We start from the raw sequence: 23,927 nt of genomic DNA, 5'->3' as shown, positions 1-23,927 counted from the left end.
GAACTGTGCAAGGAAGTGAGTTATGGGAACTATCAATGTTGGCTTACTCAGTGGGGTGAGCGGCGCTTTGGTTGTGGATGCACAAGGGCAAATAAGACGGTTAGCAGAGGGAGAGACACTGCGTGCCGGTGATGTTGTTGTGAGTGTCGACAATAGCAGTGGAAGTGAACCAGCGATCAATGTTCGGTATTACGAAGACGAAACAGTAAATAGAGTCGTCGATACTGATGATGCCATCGCACAAGTTATTAGAGCTGTGGAAGAGGGCTTTGACCCTACGGCCGATTTAGGGGAAGAGTTTGACACTGCCAGTGGCGAAACTGATGGGTCAAGTTTAGTTAACAGCGGAACCATTACCAGAACGGGTGCTGAAGTACAGGCAACAACCCACTTTGAAACAGATGGTCTTGAAAGCCAGGGGTTGTCTGAGACTCAAAGCCTAGAGCTAATTGACATTATTGCGTTTGCATTAGTGTCCGGGGTATCTGACGTTATTGAGTTTGAGGAAGATGTTCCGATTGAAACCGGGGGTAATCTGATTACCGATGATCCCGAAGTAACCTTTATTGCAGATGAAGGCGAAGGGGATAACGGTTACGGTGATTTTGTCATTAATGAAGACGGAACGTGGACTTTTGTTGCAAACAGTCCATTCAATGAATTGGCAGACGGAGAGCAAATCCAAGATAGTTTTACCGTGGAAACATCGGATGGTACCGAGCAAGTTGTAACAGTGACAATCATAGGCACAGATGATGCAGCAGTCGCGACTACAGGCTCGGGTAGTGTAACCGAGGATGTCGATGTTTCACTTGAAGGTAACCTTTTGGAGACTTCTGGCCAAATCTCGATTTCAGATGTCGACAGTGAAACACCAACTTTTGAACCAAATGGTGTCTTTAATCCAGTAGGCTCAACTAATGGTAGTGCATTAGGTGTGCTTACTATCAGCCCTGATGGCGCTTGGAACTATGAGGTTAATAACGATCTGGTTCAGTTCTTAGACGACGATGAGAGTGTGGTTGAGGTTTACACCGTAACGGCGACAGACGGCACCACCAGTGAAGTGACCATTACCATTAACGGTGCGGACGATCCGTCAGAGATCACCGTTGGTGAAGGTGACTCAGATATGGGTGAAGTCACCGAGGATGTGGACGTCTCGTTAGATAATGAGCTCACTACGTCGGGTACGCTGACCATTACTGATGTCGATACCAGTGATGATCCAGCCTTTGAGGCTAACGGCACCTTTAATCCAACCGGATCTACCAATGGCAGCGCACTCGGTATGCTTACCATTACACCAGACGGTGCGTGGACTTATGTAGTTAACAATGACTTGGTTCAGTATCTTGATGACGATGAGAGTGTGGTTGAGGTCTACACAGTAACGGCAACAGACGGCACCACCAGTGAAGTGACCATTACCATTAATGGTGCAGATGACCCTTCTGAGATCACCGTTGGAGAAGGCGACTCAGATATGGGTGAAGTCACCGAGGATGTGGACGTCTCGTTAGACAACGAGCTGACCACGTCAGGTACGTTAACTATTACTGACGTTGATACCAGTGATGACCCAGCCTTTGAACCTAACGGCACCTTTAATCCAACCGGATCTACCAATGGCAGCGCACTCGGTATGCTTACCATTACACCAGACGGTGCCTGGACTTATGTAGTTAACAATGACTTGGTTCAGTATCTTGATGACGATGAGAGTGTGGTTGAGGTCTACACAGTAACGGCAACAGACGGCACCACTAGTGAAGTGACCATTACCATTAATGGTGCAGATGACCCTTCTGAGATTACCGTTGGAGAAGGTGACTCAGATATGGGTGAAGTCACCGAGGATGTGGACGTCTCGTTAGACAACGAGCTTACCACGTCAGGTACGTTAACTATTACTGACGTTGATACCAGTGATGACCCCGCCTTTGAACCTAACGGCACCTTTAATCCAACAGGCTCAACTAACGACAGCGCACTCGGTATGCTCACTATTACACCAGAAGGCGCATGGACTTACGTCGTTAATAATGACTTGGTTCAGTACTTAGATGATGATGAGAGTGTGGTCGAGGTCTACACGGTAACGGCAACAGACGGCACCACCAGTGAAGTGACCATTACCATTAACGGTGCGGACGATCCTTCTGAGATTACCGTTGGAGAAGGTGACTCAGATATGGGTGAAGTTACCGAGGATGTGGACGTCTCGTTAGATAATGAGCTTACTACATCGGGTACGCTGACCATTACTGATGTCGATACCAGCGATGACCCAGCCTTTGAACCTAACGGCACCTTTAATCCAACCGGCTCTACCAATGGCAGCGCGCTCGGTATGCTCACCATCACACCAGACGGTGAGTGGACTTACGTCGTTAATAACGACTTGGTTCAGTACTTAGATGACGATGAAAGTGTGGTTGAGGTCTACACCGTAACGGCAACTGATGGCACCACCAGTGAAGTGACCATTACCATTAACGGTGCAGACGATCCGTCAGAGATCACCGTTGGTGAAGGTGACTCAGATATGGGGGCAGTGACCGAGGATGTGGACGTCTCGTTAGACAACGAGCTGACCACGTCAGGTACGCTAACTATCACCGATGTCGATACCAGTGATGACCCCGCCTTTGAACCAAACGGCACCTTTAATCCAATCGGCTCTACGAATGGCAGCGCACTCGGTATGCTCACCATCACACCAGACGGTGCATGGACTTATGTCGTTAATAATGACTTGGTTCAGTACCTAGATGATGATGAAAGTGTGGTGGAGGTCTACACGGTAACGGCAACAGACGGCACCACCAGTGAAGTGACCATTACCATTAACGGTGCAGATGACCCTTCTGAGATCACCGTTGGAGAAGGCGACTCAGATATGGGTGAGGTCACCGAGGATGTGGATGTCTCCTTGGATAATGAGCTTACTACATCGGGTACTCTGACCATTACTGATGTCGATACCAGTGATGACCCAGCCTTTGAACCGAACGGCACCTTTAATCCAATCGGCTCTACTAATGGCAGTGCCCTCGGAGTACTTACCATTACACCAGAAGGCGCGTGGACCTACGTCGTTAATAATGACTTGGTTCAGTACTTAGATGACGATGAGAGTGTGGTTGAGGTCTACACGGTAACGGCAACAGACGGCACCACCAGTGAAGTGACCATTACCATTAACGGTGCGGACGATCCGTCTGAAATTACCGTTGGAGAAGGCGACTCAGATATGGGTGAAGTCACCGAGGATGTGGATGTTACTCAAGACAATGAGTTAACCACTTCTGGTACCTTAACAATCACTGATGTCGATACGAGTGATACACCGGCATTTTTGCCAAACGGTACGTTCAATTCTGTCGGATCCACGTTGGCGATGGCGATGGGGATGTTAACCATAACTCCGGATGGTGCGTGGACGTATACACTCGATAATAGCGCGATTCAATATCTAAACGATGATGACACGATAATCGAAAACTACATTGTCTCTTCAACGGATGGTGTCACCCACGAGATTCAAATTACCATTAATGGGGCGAACGATGCTCCAGTCGCAGAGAGTTTCGTTATCGTCGACAATGACAACACTGTTATTCCAATCATCTTTGATAGTCACAGCGAAGGTATTCCTGACTACATCTCGGATTTAGAGGATGACTACGATGATATTCCTCTAAACATTAAAATTGTCGACCTACCAAGTAGCGGCACTTTGCTCTATACCGATGAAAATGGTGTGAGTCGAGAGGTGACACAAGACGATATTGATAATGAAACCCTGTTTGTCCCTAACAACATCAGCTTTGTTGCGGGCCCTGGTGAAGAGTTTGAGCTGGGCTACAGTGGATCGAGTGACGACTTCCCTGAACTGGTCGATGGTTTTTACAACTGGGGTGAAGAAGTTTCTCCGACAGAGCGGTTGATCACCTTATCTAATGGTAAAACCATAACCATCTCTATTGAAGACAACAATGACAAGCCATTGAAACAGTATCAAGGTGAACAACCACACGTTGGTTATGGTATCGGAGACACTGATGGTCGAGGCATGAACATGCAAGAGACCCTCATTGTTGATTTAACCGATAATCCACTGGATACCGTAACATTTGGTTTGGACGGCATGGGAGCCGAATTCAACACCAATAGTAATGTCTATATTGAAGTTGTATATACCTTCCTAGACGGAACACAACACACAGAACAGTATCAAAAAGATGAAGGAGACGTAGGTAACGATCAGATTCTGTATGAGTTTAGCTATTCTTCTCCTTCTAATCCGATTGTTTCTATGGAACTGTCATCGACAGGGGGTAACTGGGAGCTTCGCTACATCCAAGGTAATGAAGTGGTCACAGAAGACGCAACCTTCGACTATGTTGCGGTAGATTCAAACGGTGCGGAAAGTTCTGTTGAAACGGTAACGCTCGATATTGAAGAACCACAAGCCTATAACGTGATCAGTGCTGAAAATGATGAGCCATTAGTCGCTGACTACGGCAATGACATGTTAATTGGTAATGCTGAAGATAACATCTTCGCATGGTTGGATGATGCGTTGGATAACGGTACGGATGTCATCAAAGACTTTGAACTGTACAGCGATGGATCGGGCGATCTGATTGACTTGAGCGATCTACTCGAAGATCCACAAGATGGCGATCAAATGGAGGCTCTACTGAGCATGATAGATGTGAGCATCAATGGTGACGATGTTGAATTGAGTATTCCTCTAGAAGGCGGCAGTGATGCTCAAACCATTGTTATACAAGACGTTGCGCCTGAGTTAGGAATGTCTATCGATATAAATGATGACTTAGCCGTATTAGGTGAACTGATTAAAAACGATGCAGCTTAATCTTGAGATTAGTTAATACACTAGTCACTAAAACATTAGGCTTTGGTACCAAACGTCCTACGATTTCGTAGGGCGTTTTTTTGTTTAATGTAGACAAAAAAAAGCCCAAACCAACGCGGTTTGGGCGGATACAAGTATAGGAGTTAATAAGGAAATTGCAGTGAGTAACAAGAGAGTGAAACAAGTCTGACGGCCAGAAAGACTTAAAAATGCGCTTCTTGTTACCCTTGTTATGACCCGCGAACTTCCAATCAGTTCCAAGAAAATTTGTTCTTTTTTTCTTATTTTCTAAAACACAGGCAATTCAGGCTGTTAGCTAATTATTTTCTAAACTGGTACGACCAATGGGTGAAAATGTGATGTTGCTTACTTGTTAAATAAATGTTCTATGGGTATATTTCAAACAGTTGTTTAATACGAGTGATTGAAATGGCACCAAGAAGTTCGACCAAAGAGAAGATACTGGATGTAGCAGAGGGATTGTTTGCTGAGCATGGCTTTAATGATACTTCGTTGCGCACCATAACGAGTAAAGCGAATGTGAACCTAGCTTCGGTAAATTACCACTTCGGCGATAAAAAGACCTTGGTTCGAGCAGTACTCAATCGTTACTTGGAAGCGTTCATGCCTGCTCTTCAGGATGCACTAGTGAACCTTAATTTGAACGAAACGTATACGATGAGTGACGTGTTTGAATCTTTGAGATCGCCACTACGCTCTCTTAACGATGTAAGACCGGATGGTACAAGTCGCTTCATGCTGTTAATTGGCCGCGGCTATACCGATGTTCAAGGGCACTTACGTTGGTTCATTACCACTCGTTACAGTGACGTTTTGGGGCTATTTACTAGTTCGGTGATGAAAGCCAACCCAGAGCTCACTCAAGAACAGTTATTTTGGCGACTGCACTTCACCCTAGGGACATGTGTATTCACCATGGCGTCAAGCCAAGCACTGATGGAAATATCAGAAAATGATTATGGAAGAGAGGTTGATGCGAAAGCTGTTGTCGATATCTTGATTCCTTATTTAGCGGCAGGCATGTCAGCTAAAGAGTAAGAACAATAAGAAGCATAAATTCACACCAAAAATAGTGAACAAAAGGATCTGAACTATGAGCTCTCTAAGACAAAAATGGGTGAGCGACCCAGCTTTTAAACTCTTCAAAAAAGTACTGCCGCCGCTTTCTAGCACTGAGAAAGAAGCGATGGAAGCCGGTAGTGTTTGGTGGGATGGAGAGCTTTTTTCTGGTAAGCCAGACTTCCAAAAACTGCATCAGTACCCAAAACCGGAACTGACAGCAGAAGAGAAGTCATTTATGGACAACGAGCTTGAGACTCTACTTGAGATGCTTGATGACCATAAGATCGTTAAAGAAGACCGTGACCTTCCAAAAGAGGTTTGGGACTTCTTACGAAAAGAGCGTTTCTTCTCACTGATCATCTCGAAAGAGTACGGTGGTCGAAACTTCTCGTCGCTAGCAAACTCAACCATCGTAACCAAAATTGCTACTCGTAGTATCAGTGCTGCAGTATCAGTAATGGTTCCAAACTCTCTTGGCCCGGGTGAGCTACTGTCTCACTATGGTACTCAGGAGCAGAAAGATTACTGGCTACCACGCCTAGCTGATGGTACAGACATCCCATGTTTCGCACTAACTGGTCCTGAAGCGGGCTCTGATGCGGGTGGTATCCCAGATGTGGGTACCGTGTGTATGGGCATGCACGAAGGCAAAGAGACACTAGGTATTCGTCTTAACTGGAATAAGCGTTACATCACACTGGCACCAGTAGCAACTGTGCTTGGTCTTGCGTTTAAACTGCACGATCCAGAGAAGTTGTTGGGTGATAAAGAAGACATCGGTATCACATGTGCGTTAATCCCTGCTGATCATGAAGGTGTGGTGATTGGTGAGCGTCATGACCCACTTGGCCTTGCGTTTATGAATGGTCCAACACGTGGTCATGATGTATTTATCCCGATGGAGTGGCTAATCGGTGGTGCAGATTACGCAGGTAAAGGCTGGCGTATGCTGGTGGAATGTCTGTCTGCGGGTCGTGGTATCTCGCTACCGGCTCTAGGCACAGCGATGGGTCACCTGACTGCACGTACAACAGGCGCATACGCATACGTACGTAAGCAGTTTGGTATGTCGATTGGTAAGTTTGAAGGTGTGGCAGAAAGCTTAGGTCGTATTGGTGGCTTAACTTACCTGCTTGAAGCAACGCGTACACTGACAACAACATCACTCGATTTGAAAGAGAAGCCGGGCATTGTTACTGCGATTGCTAAGTACCATATGACGGAAATGGCACGTACCATTTTGAACGACTCAATGGATATCCATTCTGGTCGTGCAATCCAAGATGGACCGATGAACTATCTGGCTGCACCGTATCTAGGTATTCCAGTGGCAATTACAGTAGAAGGCGCAAACATCCTGACACGTAACCTAATGATCTTCGGTCAAGGTGCGACTCGTTGTCACCCTTACGTACTACGTGAGATGGAAGCAGCAGCGAACCCAGATGAGAAACAAGGTGCGAAAGAGTTTGATGACCTGCTGTTCAAACATATCTCTCACGCAACTAAGAACACATTTGGTGCTTTTGGCGCGGCATTAACAGGCTCTAAATTCATCAAAGCGGATATGAGTGGTCCAACGAAACCTTACTATCAAGACTTAACTCGTCTAAGTCGTGCCCTAGCAGTAAGTGCAGACTTTGCGATGCTAACGCTAGGTGGTGAGTTGAAACGTAAAGAGCTGATTTCTGCACGATTAGGTGATGGTCTAAGTTACCTATACATGGCATCTGCTGCACTTAAGAAGTATGAAGATGAAGGTCGTCAACAGGCGGATCTGGATTACTTGCACTACGCGGTTCAGCACTGTTTCCATCATGCAGCGAAATCGCTACAGGAAGCATACCGTAACTTCCCGAACAAGGTAGTGGGTAAAGTTCTAAAAGGGTTAATCTTCCCAGTGGGCAACCACTTCGAGAAGCCAAGCGATACCTTAACAGTGAAGCTTGCGGAAAGCCTAATGACTCCTGGTGCACACCGTGAGCGTCTAACTCACCTTTGTTACATTGGCCAAGACGAAGACGACAGCGTAGGTTTGATGGAGAATGCGTTTATTGCAATGTACGACATCAAGCCACTAGAGCGTAAGATCTTCAAAGCTGTGAAAGAAGGCAAGGTTGCACGTAAAGGTCTATTAACTGAGCGCCTAGAGCAAGCGTTGGTTGCTGAGGTGTTAACACAAGCAGAAGTGGATCAAATCTTAGCAGCAGACAAACTGCGTTACGCTGCGATTCAAGTTGACCACTTTAGCCACGACTATAGTGAAACTTTGACGCGAAAAGAGCTGAAACCTAAGCTAAATAGCGTTGCTTGATAGAAATATCATCAAAAGGCACCTTTCGAGGTGCCTTTTTTGTATTTGTACGGCACGCAACCAGAACTTTGCTAGAATTTTGAACAAATGTCAGCAAATACATCGTGAGTGCTCCAACCACTTGCATTTTAGCCACATTTTTGAAGAAATTAGATGCCATTTGCAGACGAAACTTTTATCCTAACAGGGATTTTTTAAGGAAGTTGAATATGATCATCAAACCTCGAATTCGCGGATTCATCTGTACTACAACACACCCAGTTGGTTGTGAAGCTAACGTAAAAGAACAAATCGCTTACACCAAAGCTCAAGGCCCAATTGCAAATGCACCAAAACGTGTACTTGTTGTGGGTTCTTCTAGTGGCTATGGCTTGTCTTCTCGTATCGCAGCTGCATTTGGTGGCGGCGCTTCAACTATCGGTGTTTTCTTCGAAAAAGCTGGTACTGAGAAAAAGCCAGGTACAGCTGGCTACTACAACTCAGCAGCATTCGATAAGCTAGCAAAAGAAGAAGGCCTATACTCGAAAAGCCTAAATGGCGATGCTTTCTCAAACGAAGCTAAGCAAAAGACAATCGACCTAATTAAAGAAGATCTAGGTCAAGTTGATATGGTGGTTTACTCACTGGCTTCTCCAGTACGTAAAATGCCTGAGACTGGCGAAGTTATTCGTTCTTCTCTTAAACCTATCGGCGAGACGTACACTTCAACAGCGGTTGACACTAACAAAGACACAATCATTGAAGCAAGCGTAGAGCCTGCAACAGAAGAAGAGATCAAAGACACAGTAACCGTAATGGGCGGTGAAGACTGGGAACTTTGGATCAACGCTCTATCTGAAGCTGGCGTTCTTGCTGACGGCTGTAAGACAGTTGCTTACAGCTACATCGGTACTGAGCTAACGTGGCCAATCTACTGGGATGGCGCGCTAGGTAAAGCGAAGATGGATCTAGACCGCGCAGCAGCGGCTCTAAACGAGAAACTAGGTCAAACTGGCGGTACAGCAAACGTTGCTGTTCTTAAGTCTGTTGTGACTCAAGCAAGTTCTGCAATTCCAGTAATGCCACTGTACATCGCAATGGTATTTAAGAAGATGCGTGAAGAAGGCGTACACGAAGGTTGTATGGAACAGATCTTCCGTATGTTCAGCCAACGTCTATACAAAGAAGATGGCAGCGCAGCAGAAGTGGATGAGAAGAACCGCCTACGTCTAGATGACTGGGAACTTCGTGAAGACATCCAAGAACACTGCCGCAACCTATGGCCACAGATCACGACTGAAAACCTAAAAGAACTAACTGACTACGTAGAGTACAAAGAAGAGTTCTTGAAGCTATTCGGCTTCGGCGTTGAAGGCGTAGATTACGACGCAGACGTTAACCCAGCTGTTGAGTTTGATGTAGCAGACATCTAATCCAATTTGCTTGGTTTAAATATGAAAAGGCGCTCAATGAGCGCCTTTTTTTGATCTAGGAGCGGATGCGAGATACGAGTTTCGAGATGAGAAAAGATTAAAAAGCAGATTAGAGATGTGAGTGGCGGGATGCGAAGGGAATTGAGAGCAGATGAGTGATGCGAGTGGCGGGATGCGAAAAGATCCAAGAGCGGATGCGGGATACTAGTTTCGAGATAAGAAGGGAGCGATAAGAGCAAATGAAGGACATGAGTTGCGGATACGACAAGATTTAGGGCAATAAAAAATGCACTAACTCTTGCGAATTAGTGCATTGGAAAAGTCTGAACGAATCTAGTCGTTAGCTGATAATGATGATGAAAGTACCCGCTAGGGTCATCAATATGTTGGCTATCGCGTATGTACCCGCATAACCTAGAGCTGGGATAGTTGAGCGAGCGTGGTCGTTTACAATATCCATCGCTGGTGCACAGGTTCTAGCGCCGATGATGGCACCAAACAATAGCGCTCGGTTCATTTTAAGAATATACGCTCCCACTAAGTAAGCGAAGATTACCGGCAATACACTCACAATCAAGGCAATACCTATTACCTGTGGGCCGACTTGAGTTAAATGCTCAAATATCTTGCCACCGGCACTCAAGCCAATGCCGACCATAAAGAACATCAAACCTAGGTCCTTGACCATATTCAGAGCGCCCTGGGGCACGTAGCCAAAAGTAGGGTGGTTTGCTCGTAAGAAGCCTAACATAATGCCTGAAAGTAACAGGCCAACGGCATTACCCAAACCAAACGAAACTTGACCGAATGTCATGGTAATTAGACCGAATAGAATCCCTAGAATAAAGAAACTACAGAATGCCATTAGGTCTGCCATTTGACTGTGAATCGAGATGAAACCGATTTTCTCAGCGAGACCATGAACACGGCTCTTCTCACCACTGACCTGAAGTACATCACCTTTAGCCAGTACGATATTCAAATCCATCGGCATTTCGATTTGAGCACGCACTACGCGGTTCAGGAAACAGCCGTATTCAGATAGGTTCAGGTCTGAAAGACGCTTGCCAGCAATGCTGTCACTTTTTACGACGATCTCTTCTTCAACGATACGAAGGTCGAGCAGGTTACGGTCGAATACCTCTTTGCCGTTTCTGAAGCTAGGATCAAGACGAGCGTGACTATCTGGGAAGCCAACTAGCGCGATCTCATCACCTTCTTGCAGAATTGCGTCACCATCTGGGTGGGCAAGAATGCCGTTACGACGAATACGTTCAATGTAACAACCTGTTTGGCGGTAGATACCCAACTCACGCAGATTCTTGCCGTCTGTCCAGTCAATCAGTTCTTGCCCAACGCGGTATGCGCGAATGATTGGCAGGTATACTTTACGCTGACCAGAGGCGCCTAAACCACGTTCTTGCGCAATCTGTTCTGCCGAGTCATGTAGGTTGACCTTTTGTAGCTTCGGAATCAAACGAGCGAACATGATCATACTGATCAAGCCGACCAAGTATGCCATCGCATAGCCAACCGATAGGTTTTCAATTACCAGACTGATGTCCATGTTTCGAGGCACTTCAGCAAGTCCTGAATTGAGGGCGTCTTGGGCACCTACAAGAATCGGTGTAGCTGTGAGTGCACCAGCCATCATACCCGCAGACAAACCGAAGCCTAACCCTAAGTATTCGCTACAGAAATAGGTAAGGGCGATAGCAGTTGAGAGTACGACTAAGCTCAGAATTAGGTAGTGTTTACCGTCTCTAAAGAAGATACCAAAGAAGTTTGGTCCAGCTTCAATACCTACACAGTAGATAAACAGCATAAAGCCAATGGTTAGTGCTTCTGCGTTGAAAGAGAAGCCAAGGTGACCCATTACCAACGAGGTGATTAAGACACCAATCGAGTTACCTAATTGAAGATTTCCAAAGCGGATTTTACCAATGGCAAGGCCAATCGCTAATACGACAAAGATGAGAAGAATAGGGTTTTGCTCAAGCAAAAGTACAACGTCGATATTCACAGCAGCAGCTCAGTATAAGGCGTGAAACATAAGGTAGTGTAGAGGTGTGAATTGTATCTAATTATAGATAAATTATAAGCGCTAATTTGCTATTTTACTTGATTTTTACGTGATTCATTTTTGTTCTATGCATTAAAAAAGCTCACATGAACCACGTGAGCTTTAAAATAAGGTTTTATTGTTGATTTTGTGGTTTGCAGCTTGCTAAACCTATCTAAATCAATGTTCTCGATTAATCGAAAAGACCTAGGTTTTCTTTTGCGTATGCTTCGAAGTCGTCGCAGCCGCCGATGTGCTCTTGGTCTACAAAGATTTGAGGAACAGTTTCAACTGGCTTACCTACAGTTTTCTCTAGATCAGCTTTGCTGATGCCTTCAGCGTGAATGTCAACATAACGGTAGTTGAAGTCATCGCGCTTAGCTTTAAGAGTCTCAGCGTGCTCTTTAGCACGAACACAGTATGGACAAGCAGGGCGACCAAATATTACTACAAACATTTCATTTCTCCTAAATACGGGATGAGGCTCGTTAACCCAAATATGTTAACTATTCTTTAAGGGATACGACTCAAAATTCTTAAAACCAACTATGCCTCAATGCTATAGGGAAATAAAGATGGAATTGCCTGTTAATGCAATAGGTATTGCCTATCAGCTTAAATTGTATTCACTCACCCCTTCGCTTTTTACTAATGCCCTCGCTAGACGCAAGGAGATAGGGCACAGAATGTGAATCAGCGCTAAGAATCCGACTTTGTGGCGCTTTTAATGCGACAAGTTGCACCGCGTCAAAAAAAATCGATTCAGTTACAGGCATCTTGTAGTTAGATAAACCATATAGCATTTAAATGTTTAGATAAGCGTGTAGAACGTTTTTAGAAAACCATAACAACAAAGAGTTCGTAGTATTGTTTGGTCATAGGCGCAGGAGGCACCATGTTTCAATTTATGACATCTACAAAGATCATCTTTGGTGAAGGAGCATTACAGTCTTCACTGTCTCAGTTTAACCAGTATGGGTATAGCGTGTTACTGGTCACTGGGAGCAACTTAGACAGAACCACTATTGTTACCGAATATCTCGATGCACAAAGCATGCGTTATCAGCATATAGCAGTGTCTGGCGAGCCTAATATTAAGATGGTCGAAGAAGCCGCTACTTCAGCGCGTCGGTTTAAGCCTGATATGGTCGTGGCAATGGGGGGTGGCAGTGCCATTGATATGGGGAAAGCGCTGGCTGCAGTCTTACCAAATCAAGGGAACGTGTATGACTATGTTGAAGTGGTCGGTCGCAATGTACCTTTGAAAACAAAACCATTACCCTTTATTGCTATTCCAACCACGGCAAGCACTGGTGCCGAAGTAACGAAAAATGCGGTACTTAAATCAGGCCAAGACCAAGTGAAAATCAGTCTACGTAGCCCGGATATGTTAGCGGACGTAGCGATAGTGGACCCAACGCTGACCTACGGTACGAATTTGTATCTGTCAGGGCGTGGGGCGATGGATGCCTTTACACATCTAATGGAAGCCTATGTTTGTGGTGACCCAAATCCACTCACCGATATGATTTGTGAAGAGGGCTTAAGAAAGCTAAGCGCTTCAGTGGTGAAAGCGTGTGTGGAAGACCAACCTCAAGCTCGGGCAGATCTTGCATTTGCTTCTATGCTAGGTGGCATGGCGATAACGAATGCTAAGTTGGGGGCGGCTCATGGCTTGGCGTCGGCGTTAGGTGGAAAAATACATGCGCCACACAGTGTGATTACTGCGCGCTTAGCACCCTTAGTGATGTTAGAGAACATCGAGGTTGCGAGAGAGCAGGGGCGTGATGATATATTGGCTCGCTATCAACGTATCGCAGCAATCGTGACGGGAGACAGTGGTGCAGTTGAAGAGCAATCAGTTAGTTGGTTGTCTGAGGTGTTGGAGACACTTGAGATTCCAAGCCTGCTGCACTTCGGGGTATGCAAAACACCCTTTGAGGATGTTGCGGAAGATGCGATGAAGTCTGTGGCGATCAAAGGGAATCCATTGCCGCTCAACAAAGCTCGTTTGGTGCACATTTTAGAGAAGGTTTGCCGCGACTGCAGTTGTGATTCTTCACAACTTCAACATAAGACCCACAGCGACAGTGGTGTGGAATCGAGTTTTACGATTATTAACTCTTACGCCTCAGAGAATAGCGTGGTGGAGAAGGGCAACAGCTGGACAATCTAAAACGTTGAACAAGCACAGTTAAAACAAAAACGGAGCCATAAGGCTCCGTTTTTACAATGAATCTACATTCAGTTTAGAACTGAGAGTACTTCTCGTAGCGAGAATCACGCAGTGACTCTTTCACACGTTTTAGATTTTCGCGGAAACCAGTACCACGACGCAGCGTGAAGCCAGTTGCCAGAACATCGATAACCGTCATTTGTACAACGCGGCTTGCCATTGGCATGTACACATCAGTGTCTTCAGGTACATCCAGTGAAATAGACAGTGAGCTTGCCTTATCCAGTGGAGAGTCTTTAGCTGTGATAGCAATGACTGTTGCGCCATTTTCACGAGCTAGGTTCGCAATTTCAACTTGGCTCTTAGTGCGACCAGTGTGTGAAATAAGAACGATAACATCGTTGTCGCTACAGTTGATGCAGCTCATGCGTTGCATCACGATGTCTTCGAAACATGTGATTGGAATGTTGAAACGGATGAACTTGTTTTGAGCATCTTTTGCGACAGACGAAGACGCACCTAAACCGAAAAAGGAGATACGTTTAGCTTGCGTTAGCAGGTCAACCGCGCGGTTTACTTGCATTGAGTCTAGGCTGTTTTTAGCGACATCCAGACACGCCATTGTCGATTCGAAAATCTTATGCGTGTAAGCATCAGGGCCATCATCTTCTTCAACGTTACGGTTCACGTAAGGTGTTCCGTTTGCCAAGCTTTGAGCTAGATGCAATTTGAAGTCAGGGAAGCCTTTCGTATCTAAACGACGGCAAAAGCGATTAACAGTAGGCTCACTTACATCGGCCATTTTTGCCAATGTAGCGATACTAGAATGAATAGCAGTTTGAGGGGAAGCCATAATGACTTCGGCGACTTTACGCTCAGACTTGCTGAAATTTTCCAGGTTTTTTTGTATTTTTTCTAATGTATTCATAGTGTTCACGAGGGTATAGAGAACAACTTGCCAGTTAATATCTGCTCACCAGGGGAATGGCTGAAACAAATAGCAGTGAAGAGTTATCAAGCAAAAACTAGCTATAACGATAATGCTCTTTAAGTACTGCCGTTTCAAATAGATATATTTTTAACTAGCACCATAGGATAAGTATAAACCTAACACACTATTTACTAATACAAAAACACGGGATGAATGCTTCAGAATATGACAAACCTCAACAAAATTTTAGAAAACTACAAAACTGGAAGAGGATTTGAGTGAAAAAAGTGCAAATAGGCGTGGAAATGACGTGTTAGTTACACCAAAAAGAAATAAATTTTCAATCTGGTGCAACTAAATTTGAATAACTATGATTGAATCTTACTGACTAGGGCTGTGATCTTACCCATTAAATTCGGAGCTAGCTTAGCGATTTCTCGCTGCTCTTCAAGCACAGAGGTCAGGATCTCATTCCCCGTTAGAGGGTTAGCAAGTACTACACGAAACACGATGATATGTTGGTGTGACCAAGCTTCAGGGGTGAGACGTGTACGAGACACGAACGACTTACCCGTTTCACGCTGTTTCTTCTGAATGAATTTAGTGAGTTCATTCAATAGTTCGTTAAGCTCTGTACGGTCAGCATCGTTGGCCTTTCCAAGCGCTAGTTTAACGCTTTCAGGCACATAACGGTAAGTCAGAAGACACAATTCAGGTTCAGAAACGAGCTCGAAGTCACTTTGCTGTTTAATAAGGTCTGCAAAATAGCGTGCTTTATTAATGCTTTGGTCGATCAGCAGTTCATAGCCAGGACGGCTAATGATATGCATCGCAGCATAAACTAACATCGCCATACCCGAACGAGAGCCCTCTAAAGTGTGGCTTCCTAGGTCTTTTGAGCCTTTACGCAGAATGTACTGCGCATGGTGCTCGATGGCTGTCATTGCATCAGGCTGTTTGAACAGCACCATGCCTGCACCCATAGGAATATAGAGCTGCTTATGGGCATCGATCGTGACTGAATCGGCTAACTCAATGCCGTCTAATAGATGGCGGTGGTTATTCGACATTAACGTAGCACCACCCCAAGCTGCATCGACGTGGAAATGACACGCCTCTTCAGCACAAATTTCAGCCATTTTTTTCAAAGGGTCAATGTTGCCGGTCTCGGTCGTACCTGCAACACCTATCACAGCGAATGGCTTGATGTTTTTGCTTTTTAGCTCGGTGATCTTGCGCTTTAAATCTTCAGTACAGATTCGGTTGTCGTTGTTTGTTTTAACTGAAACAAGGCCTTCTTGACCAATACCTAGTACATCAGCGGCTTTTTTAAGAGAGTAGTGGCCGCGTTCAGAAACCAAAATCGCTAGGCCTTCGTAACCGTAGTGCTTCATTGCCTTAAACAGGCCTTCTTTCTCTACGCCCTTAAATTCACCTTGCGCTTTCAGTGCATTGTTACGTGCAACCCAAAGAGCTGTGATGTTGGCTATGGTACCACCAGAGCAAAAAGCCCCTAGCGAGTGATTAGCACTGTGCATCCAGCGAGAGTAAAAAGTATCGTCTTGTTGGTAGATAAGGCGATGCAGCATTCCCAGCACTTGACGCTCAAGCGGTGTAAATGCTTTTGAAGTTTCGATTTTCACTAGGTTCTGGTTGAGCGCAATCATGATCTTTGACAGCGGCATCAAGAAGTACGGCAGGGCAGACGTCATGTGGCCAATGAAGCTTGGTGCTGACGTGTGCACTGAGTGAGAAACTAGCGAATCGAGTAGGTGCTCGGTATGTTCAGAAACAAACTCTGGCTGCTCAGGGATATGAGCATTGGAAAAGTCCTTCTCAATCTCACGAAGCGGCTTCTCTTCAGCCACGATGTGTTCTCGTAGAAATTGATTCAGATTCTGTGACAGTTTGTCTTCGATTTGTGTAAGTGTTGAGTCTGGGCCCTCTGGTACCGTAAAGATACGCAGTAGGCTGTCAAAGCTTACATCTGCTGTTTTTTGTTCCGTAACCATAGCAAGCGAGTTATTTTTCTAATATTGACGCGAGCGGGACAATCTAAACGAAAACGGGAACAAAGTCCCGTCTTAATTATGAAATCCCACTTCCCATAAACGTAACTTTTAATAAGAAGTCACGTTTATGTCGCTATTTACACTGAGTATTTTCTACTTTAGCGATAGATTGGTTGTAGCGCTGAAGGGCTGTGTCAATCTGTTTTGGATGGCTTAGCAGCTCAGCAAATGCAGAACGTAGCTCGTAGTTTTGAGCGTGTGGCTTAGACTGGCGATCATCGAAAGTTGTCTTCGCTACTTTGCCTAGTTCATCGTCACGTTGCGATAGCGCTTTGATGTCGTGTTGCTCTAGCTTTAGCCAGCCCTCAACGGATTGCTCTGTAGCGACTTTACTTGAATCGTTAACTAGGTAGTAACGCACAGCAGCTCGGTTTAACTCGAAGTGGTGCTGACGACCCTCAAGGAACCATTGGCTCACTTCTTTCAGCTCTGGGTATTTTTTTGCAGTGAGATCAGCAAGATCAGAATACCAATTCAGAGATGCATCGATGTACGCATCGTATTTTTCAGCAAGACATTGTTGGTTTCCAGTTAAGCTATCTGCTGCAAAAGAGAAAGTAGAAGTTGATGCTAGCAGTAGTGCGACACAAAGGCGTTTCATAGTGGTTCCTTTTTGGGTTTATTCTTTTTAGAACTAATTTTTATGTAGAACTATGTCTTCACAGATTACCGTGGTTAGTATTTGTTGAGCAACGACACTTAGTGCCTTTTTATTTCGGTAACTGTTTCAGTATCTTGGGCAATTTCAGTGTTGCGAGTCATGGTGTACCGACGCATTCTAATGGAAAACATCGGCCATTCCTGCGATCTAGTTAGCAAGAGATACAAAGAATAGCATCAATACAGGCACTAGTAGGCTCAAAATGAAACCACTGACTATCGCAATAGGTACACAGCGTACGCCGCCAGTTGTCTGTATGACAGGGAGCGTGAAATCCATCGCTGTTGCACCCGCATAACCGATAGAAGTGCAAGGGTAGCTTCGAATTAACATAGGGATGACGACTAGAGCCACTAACTCACGCAGCAGCTCCAACATAAACGAAGCGCCACCATAAACAGGCCCAAAAGCATCGCCCATTAAAATTCCTGCAAGCGAATACCAGCCAAAGCCCGCAGACATAGCGAGTGCGCGGAAAAGAGGAATATCTAAGAGGTACGCAGCAATCACACCGCCAAGCATAGAAGTCACAATGATGGTAGCAGCGATCACCATGCCATGCTTGTTAAGAAGGATCTGACGTAGCGTAAGGCCACTGTTACGAAGTTGAATACCAATGAAGAAGAGGAGGGCGAATAGAATCCATTCGCTAGCGGTGTCGACCCAGCCCAAACTGATCGGCAGTAATAGGCCTGCAATGAGGCCAGATCCAACCACCAGAATCAGTTTTGCAGACTCTAGCGCCATTGAAGAAAGAGGCAGCTTTTTCTGGCTGCTGTCTGTCTGTAGAGGGAGCGCTTTATCAATCAGCGGCAGTGCTAGCAAATTACATGCACTTAGACAGACAAAGAATGTTGCCGTGTAGAGCAAGATTGTTTGTAGGTTACTGCCTAGGTTATCCAATGCCGCAAGGCTAAGTCCCATCAGGCTCAAAATGACGTAAATCAGATAAGAGGTAGAGCGGTTAATCAGCTCTAACGTCTTTTCATTAGAAATAGAAAATAGGTACCCCACCACAAGCGGGGCAAAAATGAAGATCATCCCTGTAAACATGATTCCCTCGATGCTGACTTAGCGGTCTATGGCCTTATAAACCGCTGGCACTGATAACGTCGTTAAGCTGTCCGTGGAACTCATTGTCATTTAAGTTGCTGAGTTGATAGAGAACTTCAGCTCCAGTGACGTTAAGTTCGACTTCGTGAGAGTCGATGTTTTCATCATTGTTTCTAAACATCAAGAGATGATTAGCAATTCGTGCAATATCGAGGTAAGAAACGTCTTTCTCACTGTTTATAGAGGACTTATTGGAAGAGACATCAATAAAATCTCGATCGAAACCCCACTGCTTCAGAACCAACTGGCTGGTGGCTGAACATTGAGTTTGGAAGATCTGTAATGCGATGTCTTGATCGAGGTAATTGCCTCTCTCTAGATAGTTATGATATTCGCTAACCAAACAGAACAGGCCGATGTCGGCAAGCAAGCCTACCAAGAGCGCTTTCTCTTGTTCCAGATAGCTATATTCCTGTGGTTCGTGCTCTTTGAACTGGTTGGTGACCAGAACCATCGTCGCCCCAAGCTCTTTTGAAATCGACGCGCTTTGTCTTAGCAGCTGATTGCAATCTTGGCTTAGGTTGACGGTGTGCTTTAGCTGCTCAATCGCTTGTGCTGTCACTATGTCACGGACTCTTAGAATACCGAGGCGCGATACCGCAGTCATGATGTCTACGCAAGTGATGTTGCGGCGGTTGAATACCACTGAGTTGGCAACACGAATGACGATAGCAGTTAAACCAGGATCCTCTAACAAGCATGTTGCTACATCAGCAATTCCTGTTGATTCAAGGGTACAAAGTTTCTGAATTTTCAAAACCACATCTGGGATTGGAGGTAAGTTGATTTTACCAGAGGCAATAGAGCTACTAACCAGTTGTGCGAACTCAGTCTCGAGTCCTTCGAGTAGAAGTGCTTTGTTCTCAGGAAGCCAATAAAAGGATAAATGATTCATATAGTGGGAATAAATAGTAAGACGACACCAGTTTACAAGCCGCAATGCTGCCGTGCAATAGTACAAAAGTAAAAATCGGTTTCGGCTAAAAACAGGTAAATTTGAACCGGGGTAACACTAGGCGTCAAAATGAAAGCACCGAATAATGGCGTAATGTGATATCAATCATGAAATAATGTGATAGTCACTTAATTGCTGTGAGCTAAGTCCAGACTTAATTTTCTTTTCGAAGTATGATTTATTTCAAAGGTGACAAGCAACTCATAATATTCACCTATATTTAGAACATTTTATTTTCGCATACAAAAAGCTGCTTATCTGGTGATCGTACTAATCGGGGTAATTTGATTAAGGATCAATGGATATGACCGAGACAGCATTTATTAATTACGTAAGTAAGTTTGGTGAGCACCAAAAGCGTTCAATGTTTGGAGGTACAGGCCTCTTCCAGAGCGATGCGATGTTTGCACTGATTAGCGAAGGTTGTTTATTTATTCGCGGTGGTGAGTCGTTAGATGAAAAATTGACGGATCTAGACTGTGAAAAATATCGCCATGTCAAAAAGCAGACAACAGCCACTGTAAATTACTACGATATTACCGATCTGTTTACGTGTGAGCACCCTGAACTGGATAGCATTATTCGAACTTCTATCGACAATTCGGTTCAACAACGTAGTTTCAAAAAATCGACTGCTAGCCGTCGTTTACGTGACTTACCCAATATGCAATTGACGTTAGAGCGTATGGTTAAGAAAGCTGGTGTTGAAGATGTCTCTATGTTTATGCAGTTAGGCGCATCTGAAGTTTTCAGTAAGGTTCGTAAAACTTACGGCAATGATGTCGACCTAAAGCTACTTTGGAAATTTGCTGGTGCAATTGATGGTATTCACTGGAAACTGCTTCAAGAGCCTCGTAAACAACAGCTGTTGAAGAGCTGTCACTAGAATCCACCTATATGCTCAGAATAATTCAATACAAATAAAAACCGAGGACATAATCCTCGGTTTTTTGTTTTCTATTCAATCGCTTATTGAGCCAACATTCATCGGCTCAAAGTCTACTAGAACTTGAAGCGAGTAGTGAACATGATTTGATCACCGTAGAAGTCGTTGATACGAGCTTCTGCACCTAGAGAGAATAGCTCTGTAGAGTGGAAACGAGCGTAAACAGAACCGATCCAATCGTCGTTGTCATCGATAGATACGTAACCCGCTTTACCACCAACTTCAAGTTGTGGACCTAACCATTGACGAACACCTAGGTTCAATTCCATACCAAGATCAGTCGAGCTAGAGTCTTCTGGTTGTACGATACGCATTAGCATTTCACCAGTAAGATCTGCCCAGTTGTTGATTGGCGAGTGGAAGCCAAGACCAACGCCAGAATCGAAATCGCCTTCAAACTCTGAGTCGATACGTGCTACAGCGTGAGCATTCGGGTGGATTGACTTACTGAACGCGCCACCGAAAGTAACTGGGCTTGCGCCGATACGAGCTTCAAAGTAATCGTAGCTGAAGTTGCTCATTACTTGTGGTTGGTCATCGGCTGCAAATGCTTGGCTAGATGCCAGAAGCATAGCGGTAGTCAGTAGAATTTTACGCATAACGACAGTAAACCTTTATTAATGTTAATTCCCTGTGTCTGCACCCAGTGGCACAAACAATAAATATCGAGACATTCTAGTCTAACTTGTAGAAAAGTAATCCTTTTAAATGTCATTCATTTGTCATTTAGCTAAAAAGTAAGCAAATTGAGTGCCATTGTGCAACTTTGATTGCTAGATTTGTAGTCTACTCGCCAAAACTGGTGCGTTTATTCGCCATAGTTGTAAGAATTCTTTCTGTGTCGAGGATGGATGTCCATTGCAATAAGTTATCGTCTTGCTGGATTACATAGTCGGTAAGTTGTTGTGTAATGGTGCTTCTGAGCTCATCGCCACGCCAAGGTTTCGAGATATAAAAATCGAGAGCAGCATTATTGATTGCAGTCACCGTATCTTCTAGACCAGCTTGTCCAGTCAAAAGAAGCTTCCGAGTAGGCTGAGTTGAAGGTTGTTGGTTCAGTTCAATCAGAAAATCGATGCCGGTTTTTTCTGGCATAATATGGTCACAAAGGATAAGCGCCAATTTTACGCCGTCTTGTTGCATCTCTTTGATCACGTCTTTTGCCTCATCAACCGACTCTGCACCTTCAACTACAAAATCGTCTTCAAATGGAGCAAGGTCTTGAAGGACACTATTGAGCACTTCAGGCTCGTCATCAACACATAGTATTAGGTACTTATTCATTTGAGGCTCCTTGTGATTCGAGAGGTAGCCATACCTGCATCGAGGTATAGCAATCAGGCTCTGAGTCAACCGTTATAAATCCGCTGTGCGCGGTTACGATTTGTTGTGAAATAGAAAGTCCAATTCCTAGACCGAAGTTTCCTTCCTTCTTAGTTGTGAAATTGGGGCTAAATATAGTCTCGAGATTGGCACTGTCGATGCCGTGTCCATTGTCTTTTATCTCGACGACCCAATAAGCTTGCTGGTCGCGATGTTGTTGAGAGGTCGTAATCTCAATGATGCCGCGTTCGGGCAGGGCATCAAGCGCATTCGATAAGAGATTGGTCCACACTTGTTGCAAAGCCAGTGGCTGACAAAGTAGTCGAGGGAGGCTGGTATCGTAGTGTTTCTCTAAGGTATGAACTTTCAGTCGATTTTCAAAAATCACCAGCGTATCTTCGATCCCTTCGTGGAGGTCAGCGTGCAGTCTTGCTTCGTCATCTTGTCTTGCGTAGCCTTTTAGGCTTTTGACCATATCGGCAATTCGTTTGCTACAAACACGGATTGAGCGAATAGAGTTCCCGACTAAGTGGTAATGTTCTAAGTCACTGAGAAGCTCTTTTGCGGCGGCAGGGGACTGTTGCAGCGTTTCTATAACCTGTTGTTGATCGGTAAGGTTGAGTCTCACAGTTTTCTTGGCTAACGCTCGGTCGCTAACAGTGGAGGAAAGGGCTTTAACCAAATCCCTCTCTTGTGCGGTCGAGAGCGGTTTAGACAGCTTAGCCGTGTCGAGCACTTGAGGTGCTAATGTTGAATTCGGTAGGTTTGAGTTCAACAGTATTGAGTCGAGATTGTCAGAAAGGGTTTCGATGCTGCGCAATATTGCGGCGATCGGATTGTTCAGTTCATGAGCGACACCCGCAACCAGCTGCCCGAGCATTGCCATCTTCTCTTTCTCAATTAATTGCTGGTGGGCGGACTCTAATGATTCCAGCGTCTCTTGCAGGCGAAGTTTAGTGGTAATGCTGCGCTGCAAGCGGCGGTTAAAATGGCGTAGTAACAGATTCGTGAACAGTGGCAGTAGAGTGCTGTTTGAGTGCATGACTTGCGAGAATACGTCTCGGTCTAGCTTAATAACGTGCGTTGGCGTTAGCGTAATCGCGGTTGAAAAAGAGGGCTCGCCAGTCACAAATGACATGCCGCCAACGATGTTTCCTTTGGTATGCCTCACTACTTCACGTTGCTGCCCTAACTCATCTTTTTTATACAGAGCCACTTCGCCCTCGGTGATAAACCACAAAAACCGGTTATCTTCGCCTTCTTTAGTTAATAAGTGATCGGAAGAGTAGGCGCGAATTGCTTTGGTTTTATCGTCTTGAGAAAAGAAATCTCGCAGTGCACTGATCACCTTTTCCGCCAATGCAGCATCGGATAGCTGATGGAAGTCGTGAATAAAGCCGGATTGGAATGAGCGAATTTTTTGCTCTATATGCGCACGTAAGATTCGTTGTTGGTCCAACACCTGGCTGTAAGTGAGTAGGTCATCAGCTGCGTACTTGATGATAAAAGATGTGAGCTCTTTCTGGGCAGACTTGAACAGCACTTGGTCGGGAACGGGCTTGGTTAAACAGTGATTTAGACGCCCTTCATTCACGGCGGTTAAGATAATTTGGATATCTGACGATGCGCTAACCAAAATCGTACGTGCCGTATTAGTATGAGGCAGTTGCTCAAGCTCGATAAGGAATTGAACCCCATCGAATTGTGAGTGATGGTGGGTAATCACCAATGCGACTGTTTGGTGATTGTCGTGAATGTCTTTCAAAGCCTGATGAGCTTCGTCGAGATCTTCAGCCGTATAGATATCAAACGTCGCAGAGAGTGGCGCGAGCTCAATCCGGATCCGCTCAATGCTAATTGGATTATTGTCTAAACAAATAACAGCGTATTGATTCACGTTTTTCCCTCTATAACTTCCCTAGCCTTAGAATATCAATATGCACCAGTAAAGGATGAGAGCTAGTTGGTAATTTGTTGAGCTAATTGAAGTA

General features: G+C 45.0%; 16 protein-coding genes. 6 read left to right on the top strand and 10 right to left on the bottom strand.

What is annotated here, in order from left to right; genetic code table 11:
• The first annotated feature begins 22 nt into the window (after nucleotides 1-22).
• From OCV50_RS08360 to fabV, 4 genes are all read left to right on the top strand, one after another.
• Nucleotides 23-4,888 (top strand): VCBS domain-containing protein, encoded by a 4,866-nt coding sequence (locus tag OCV50_RS08360; RefSeq protein ID WP_261902765.1) that lies wholly within the window; start codon nucleotides 23-25, stop codon nucleotides 4,886-4,888.
• Nucleotides 4,889-5,317: 429 nt separating this feature from the next.
• The gene (locus OCV50_RS08355) at nucleotides 5,318-5,947 is read left to right on the top strand and encodes a TetR/AcrR family transcriptional regulator (RefSeq protein ID WP_239842124.1); all 630 of its coding nucleotides are present in this window, start codon (nucleotides 5,318-5,320) and stop codon (nucleotides 5,945-5,947) included.
• Between the two features lie 55 nt (nucleotides 5,948-6,002).
• Nucleotides 6,003-8,285: an acyl-CoA dehydrogenase gene (locus OCV50_RS08350; protein ID WP_261902764.1), complete on the top strand. Its 2,283-nt coding sequence runs from the start codon at nucleotides 6,003-6,005 to the stop codon at nucleotides 8,283-8,285.
• A gap of 209 nt (nucleotides 8,286-8,494) precedes the next feature.
• Nucleotides 8,495-9,697, top strand: coding sequence for an enoyl-ACP reductase FabV (gene fabV / locus OCV50_RS08345; protein ID WP_239842122.1), 1,203 nt, complete (start codon nucleotides 8,495-8,497; stop codon nucleotides 9,695-9,697).
• A gap of 340 nt (nucleotides 9,698-10,037) precedes the next feature.
• Here the strand turns inward: fabV and OCV50_RS08340 are convergent, their stop codons facing one another.
• Complete coding sequence (locus tag OCV50_RS08340) at nucleotides 10,038-11,720, bottom strand: aspartate:alanine antiporter (RefSeq protein WP_150894274.1); 1,683 nt, start codon at nucleotides 11,718-11,720, stop codon at nucleotides 10,038-10,040.
• Between the two features lie 232 nt (nucleotides 11,721-11,952).
• Nucleotides 11,953-12,216 carry a GrxA family glutaredoxin gene (locus tag OCV50_RS08335; RefSeq protein ID WP_239842121.1) on the bottom strand — a complete coding sequence of 88 codons (264 nt, stop codon included), beginning with the start codon at nucleotides 12,214-12,216 and terminating at the stop codon, nucleotides 11,953-11,955.
• Between the two features lie 438 nt (nucleotides 12,217-12,654).
• Here OCV50_RS08335 and OCV50_RS08330 point away from each other — a divergent pair, with 438 nt between their 5' ends.
• Nucleotides 12,655-13,935, top strand: a complete 1,281-nt coding sequence (locus OCV50_RS08330; protein WP_261902763.1) for an iron-containing alcohol dehydrogenase — start codon at nucleotides 12,655-12,657, stop codon at nucleotides 13,933-13,935.
• 73 nt (nucleotides 13,936-14,008) lie between these two features.
• Here OCV50_RS08330 and OCV50_RS08325 read toward each other — a convergent pair whose 3' ends face one another.
• The 5 genes from OCV50_RS08325 to OCV50_RS08305 all read right to left on the bottom strand — a co-directional run bounded on the left by OCV50_RS08325 (nucleotide 14,009) and on the right by OCV50_RS08305 (nucleotide 19,607).
• The gene (locus tag OCV50_RS08325) at nucleotides 14,009-14,863 is read right to left on the bottom strand and encodes a MurR/RpiR family transcriptional regulator (RefSeq protein WP_261902762.1); all 855 of its coding nucleotides are present in this window, start codon (nucleotides 14,861-14,863) and stop codon (nucleotides 14,009-14,011) included.
• A gap of 371 nt (nucleotides 14,864-15,234) precedes the next feature.
• Nucleotides 15,235-16,878 carry a pyridoxal-dependent aspartate 1-decarboxylase PanP gene (panP, locus tag OCV50_RS08320; protein WP_261902761.1) on the bottom strand — a complete coding sequence of 548 codons (1,644 nt, stop codon included), beginning with the start codon at nucleotides 16,876-16,878 and terminating at the stop codon, nucleotides 15,235-15,237.
• A gap of 133 nt (nucleotides 16,879-17,011) precedes the next feature.
• Nucleotides 17,012-17,539 carry a hypothetical protein gene (locus tag OCV50_RS08315; RefSeq protein WP_261902760.1) on the bottom strand — a complete coding sequence of 176 codons (528 nt, stop codon included), beginning with the start codon at nucleotides 17,537-17,539 and terminating at the stop codon, nucleotides 17,012-17,014.
• A gap of 207 nt (nucleotides 17,540-17,746) precedes the next feature.
• A complete protein-coding gene (locus OCV50_RS08310) occupies nucleotides 17,747-18,652 on the bottom strand; it encodes a lysine exporter LysO family protein (protein ID WP_261902759.1) in 906 nt (301 codons plus the stop codon).
• 34 nt (nucleotides 18,653-18,686) lie between these two features.
• Entirely contained in the window at nucleotides 18,687-19,607 is a 921-nt protein-coding gene (locus OCV50_RS08305; protein WP_261902758.1) for an HDOD domain-containing protein, read from the bottom strand.
• A 364-nt stretch (nucleotides 19,608-19,971) separates the two neighbouring features.
• Here OCV50_RS08305 and OCV50_RS08300 point away from each other — a divergent pair, with 364 nt between their 5' ends.
• The gene (locus OCV50_RS08300; protein ID WP_150868835.1) at nucleotides 19,972-20,553 is read left to right on the top strand and encodes a TfoX/Sxy family DNA transformation protein; all 582 of its coding nucleotides are present in this window, start codon (nucleotides 19,972-19,974) and stop codon (nucleotides 20,551-20,553) included.
• Nucleotides 20,554-20,669: 116 nt separating this feature from the next.
• On the opposite strand, the gene OCV50_RS08295 is transcribed toward OCV50_RS08300, so the two are convergent.
• The 3 genes from OCV50_RS08295 to OCV50_RS08285 form a co-directional block, all read right to left on the bottom strand.
• The gene (locus OCV50_RS08295; RefSeq protein WP_032548717.1) at nucleotides 20,670-21,212 is read right to left on the bottom strand and encodes a hypothetical protein; all 543 of its coding nucleotides are present in this window, start codon (nucleotides 21,210-21,212) and stop codon (nucleotides 20,670-20,672) included.
• Nucleotides 21,213-21,399: 187 nt separating this feature from the next.
• Entirely contained in the window at nucleotides 21,400-21,897 is a 498-nt protein-coding gene (locus OCV50_RS08290; RefSeq protein WP_261902757.1) for a response regulator, read from the bottom strand.
• Nucleotides 21,890-23,833, bottom strand: coding sequence for an ATP-binding protein (locus OCV50_RS08285; protein WP_261902756.1), 1,944 nt, complete (start codon nucleotides 23,831-23,833; stop codon nucleotides 21,890-21,892). Before OCV50_RS08285 ends, OCV50_RS08290 begins: the two co-directional genes overlap by 8 nt.
• Between the last annotated feature and the right edge of the window lie 94 nt (nucleotides 23,834-23,927).

The organism is Vibrio fortis (assembly GCF_024347475.1).
Lineage (GTDB): Bacteria > Pseudomonadota > Gammaproteobacteria > Enterobacterales > Vibrionaceae > Vibrio > Vibrio fortis.
This window is presented reverse-complemented; position numbering and strand designations above follow the sequence as displayed.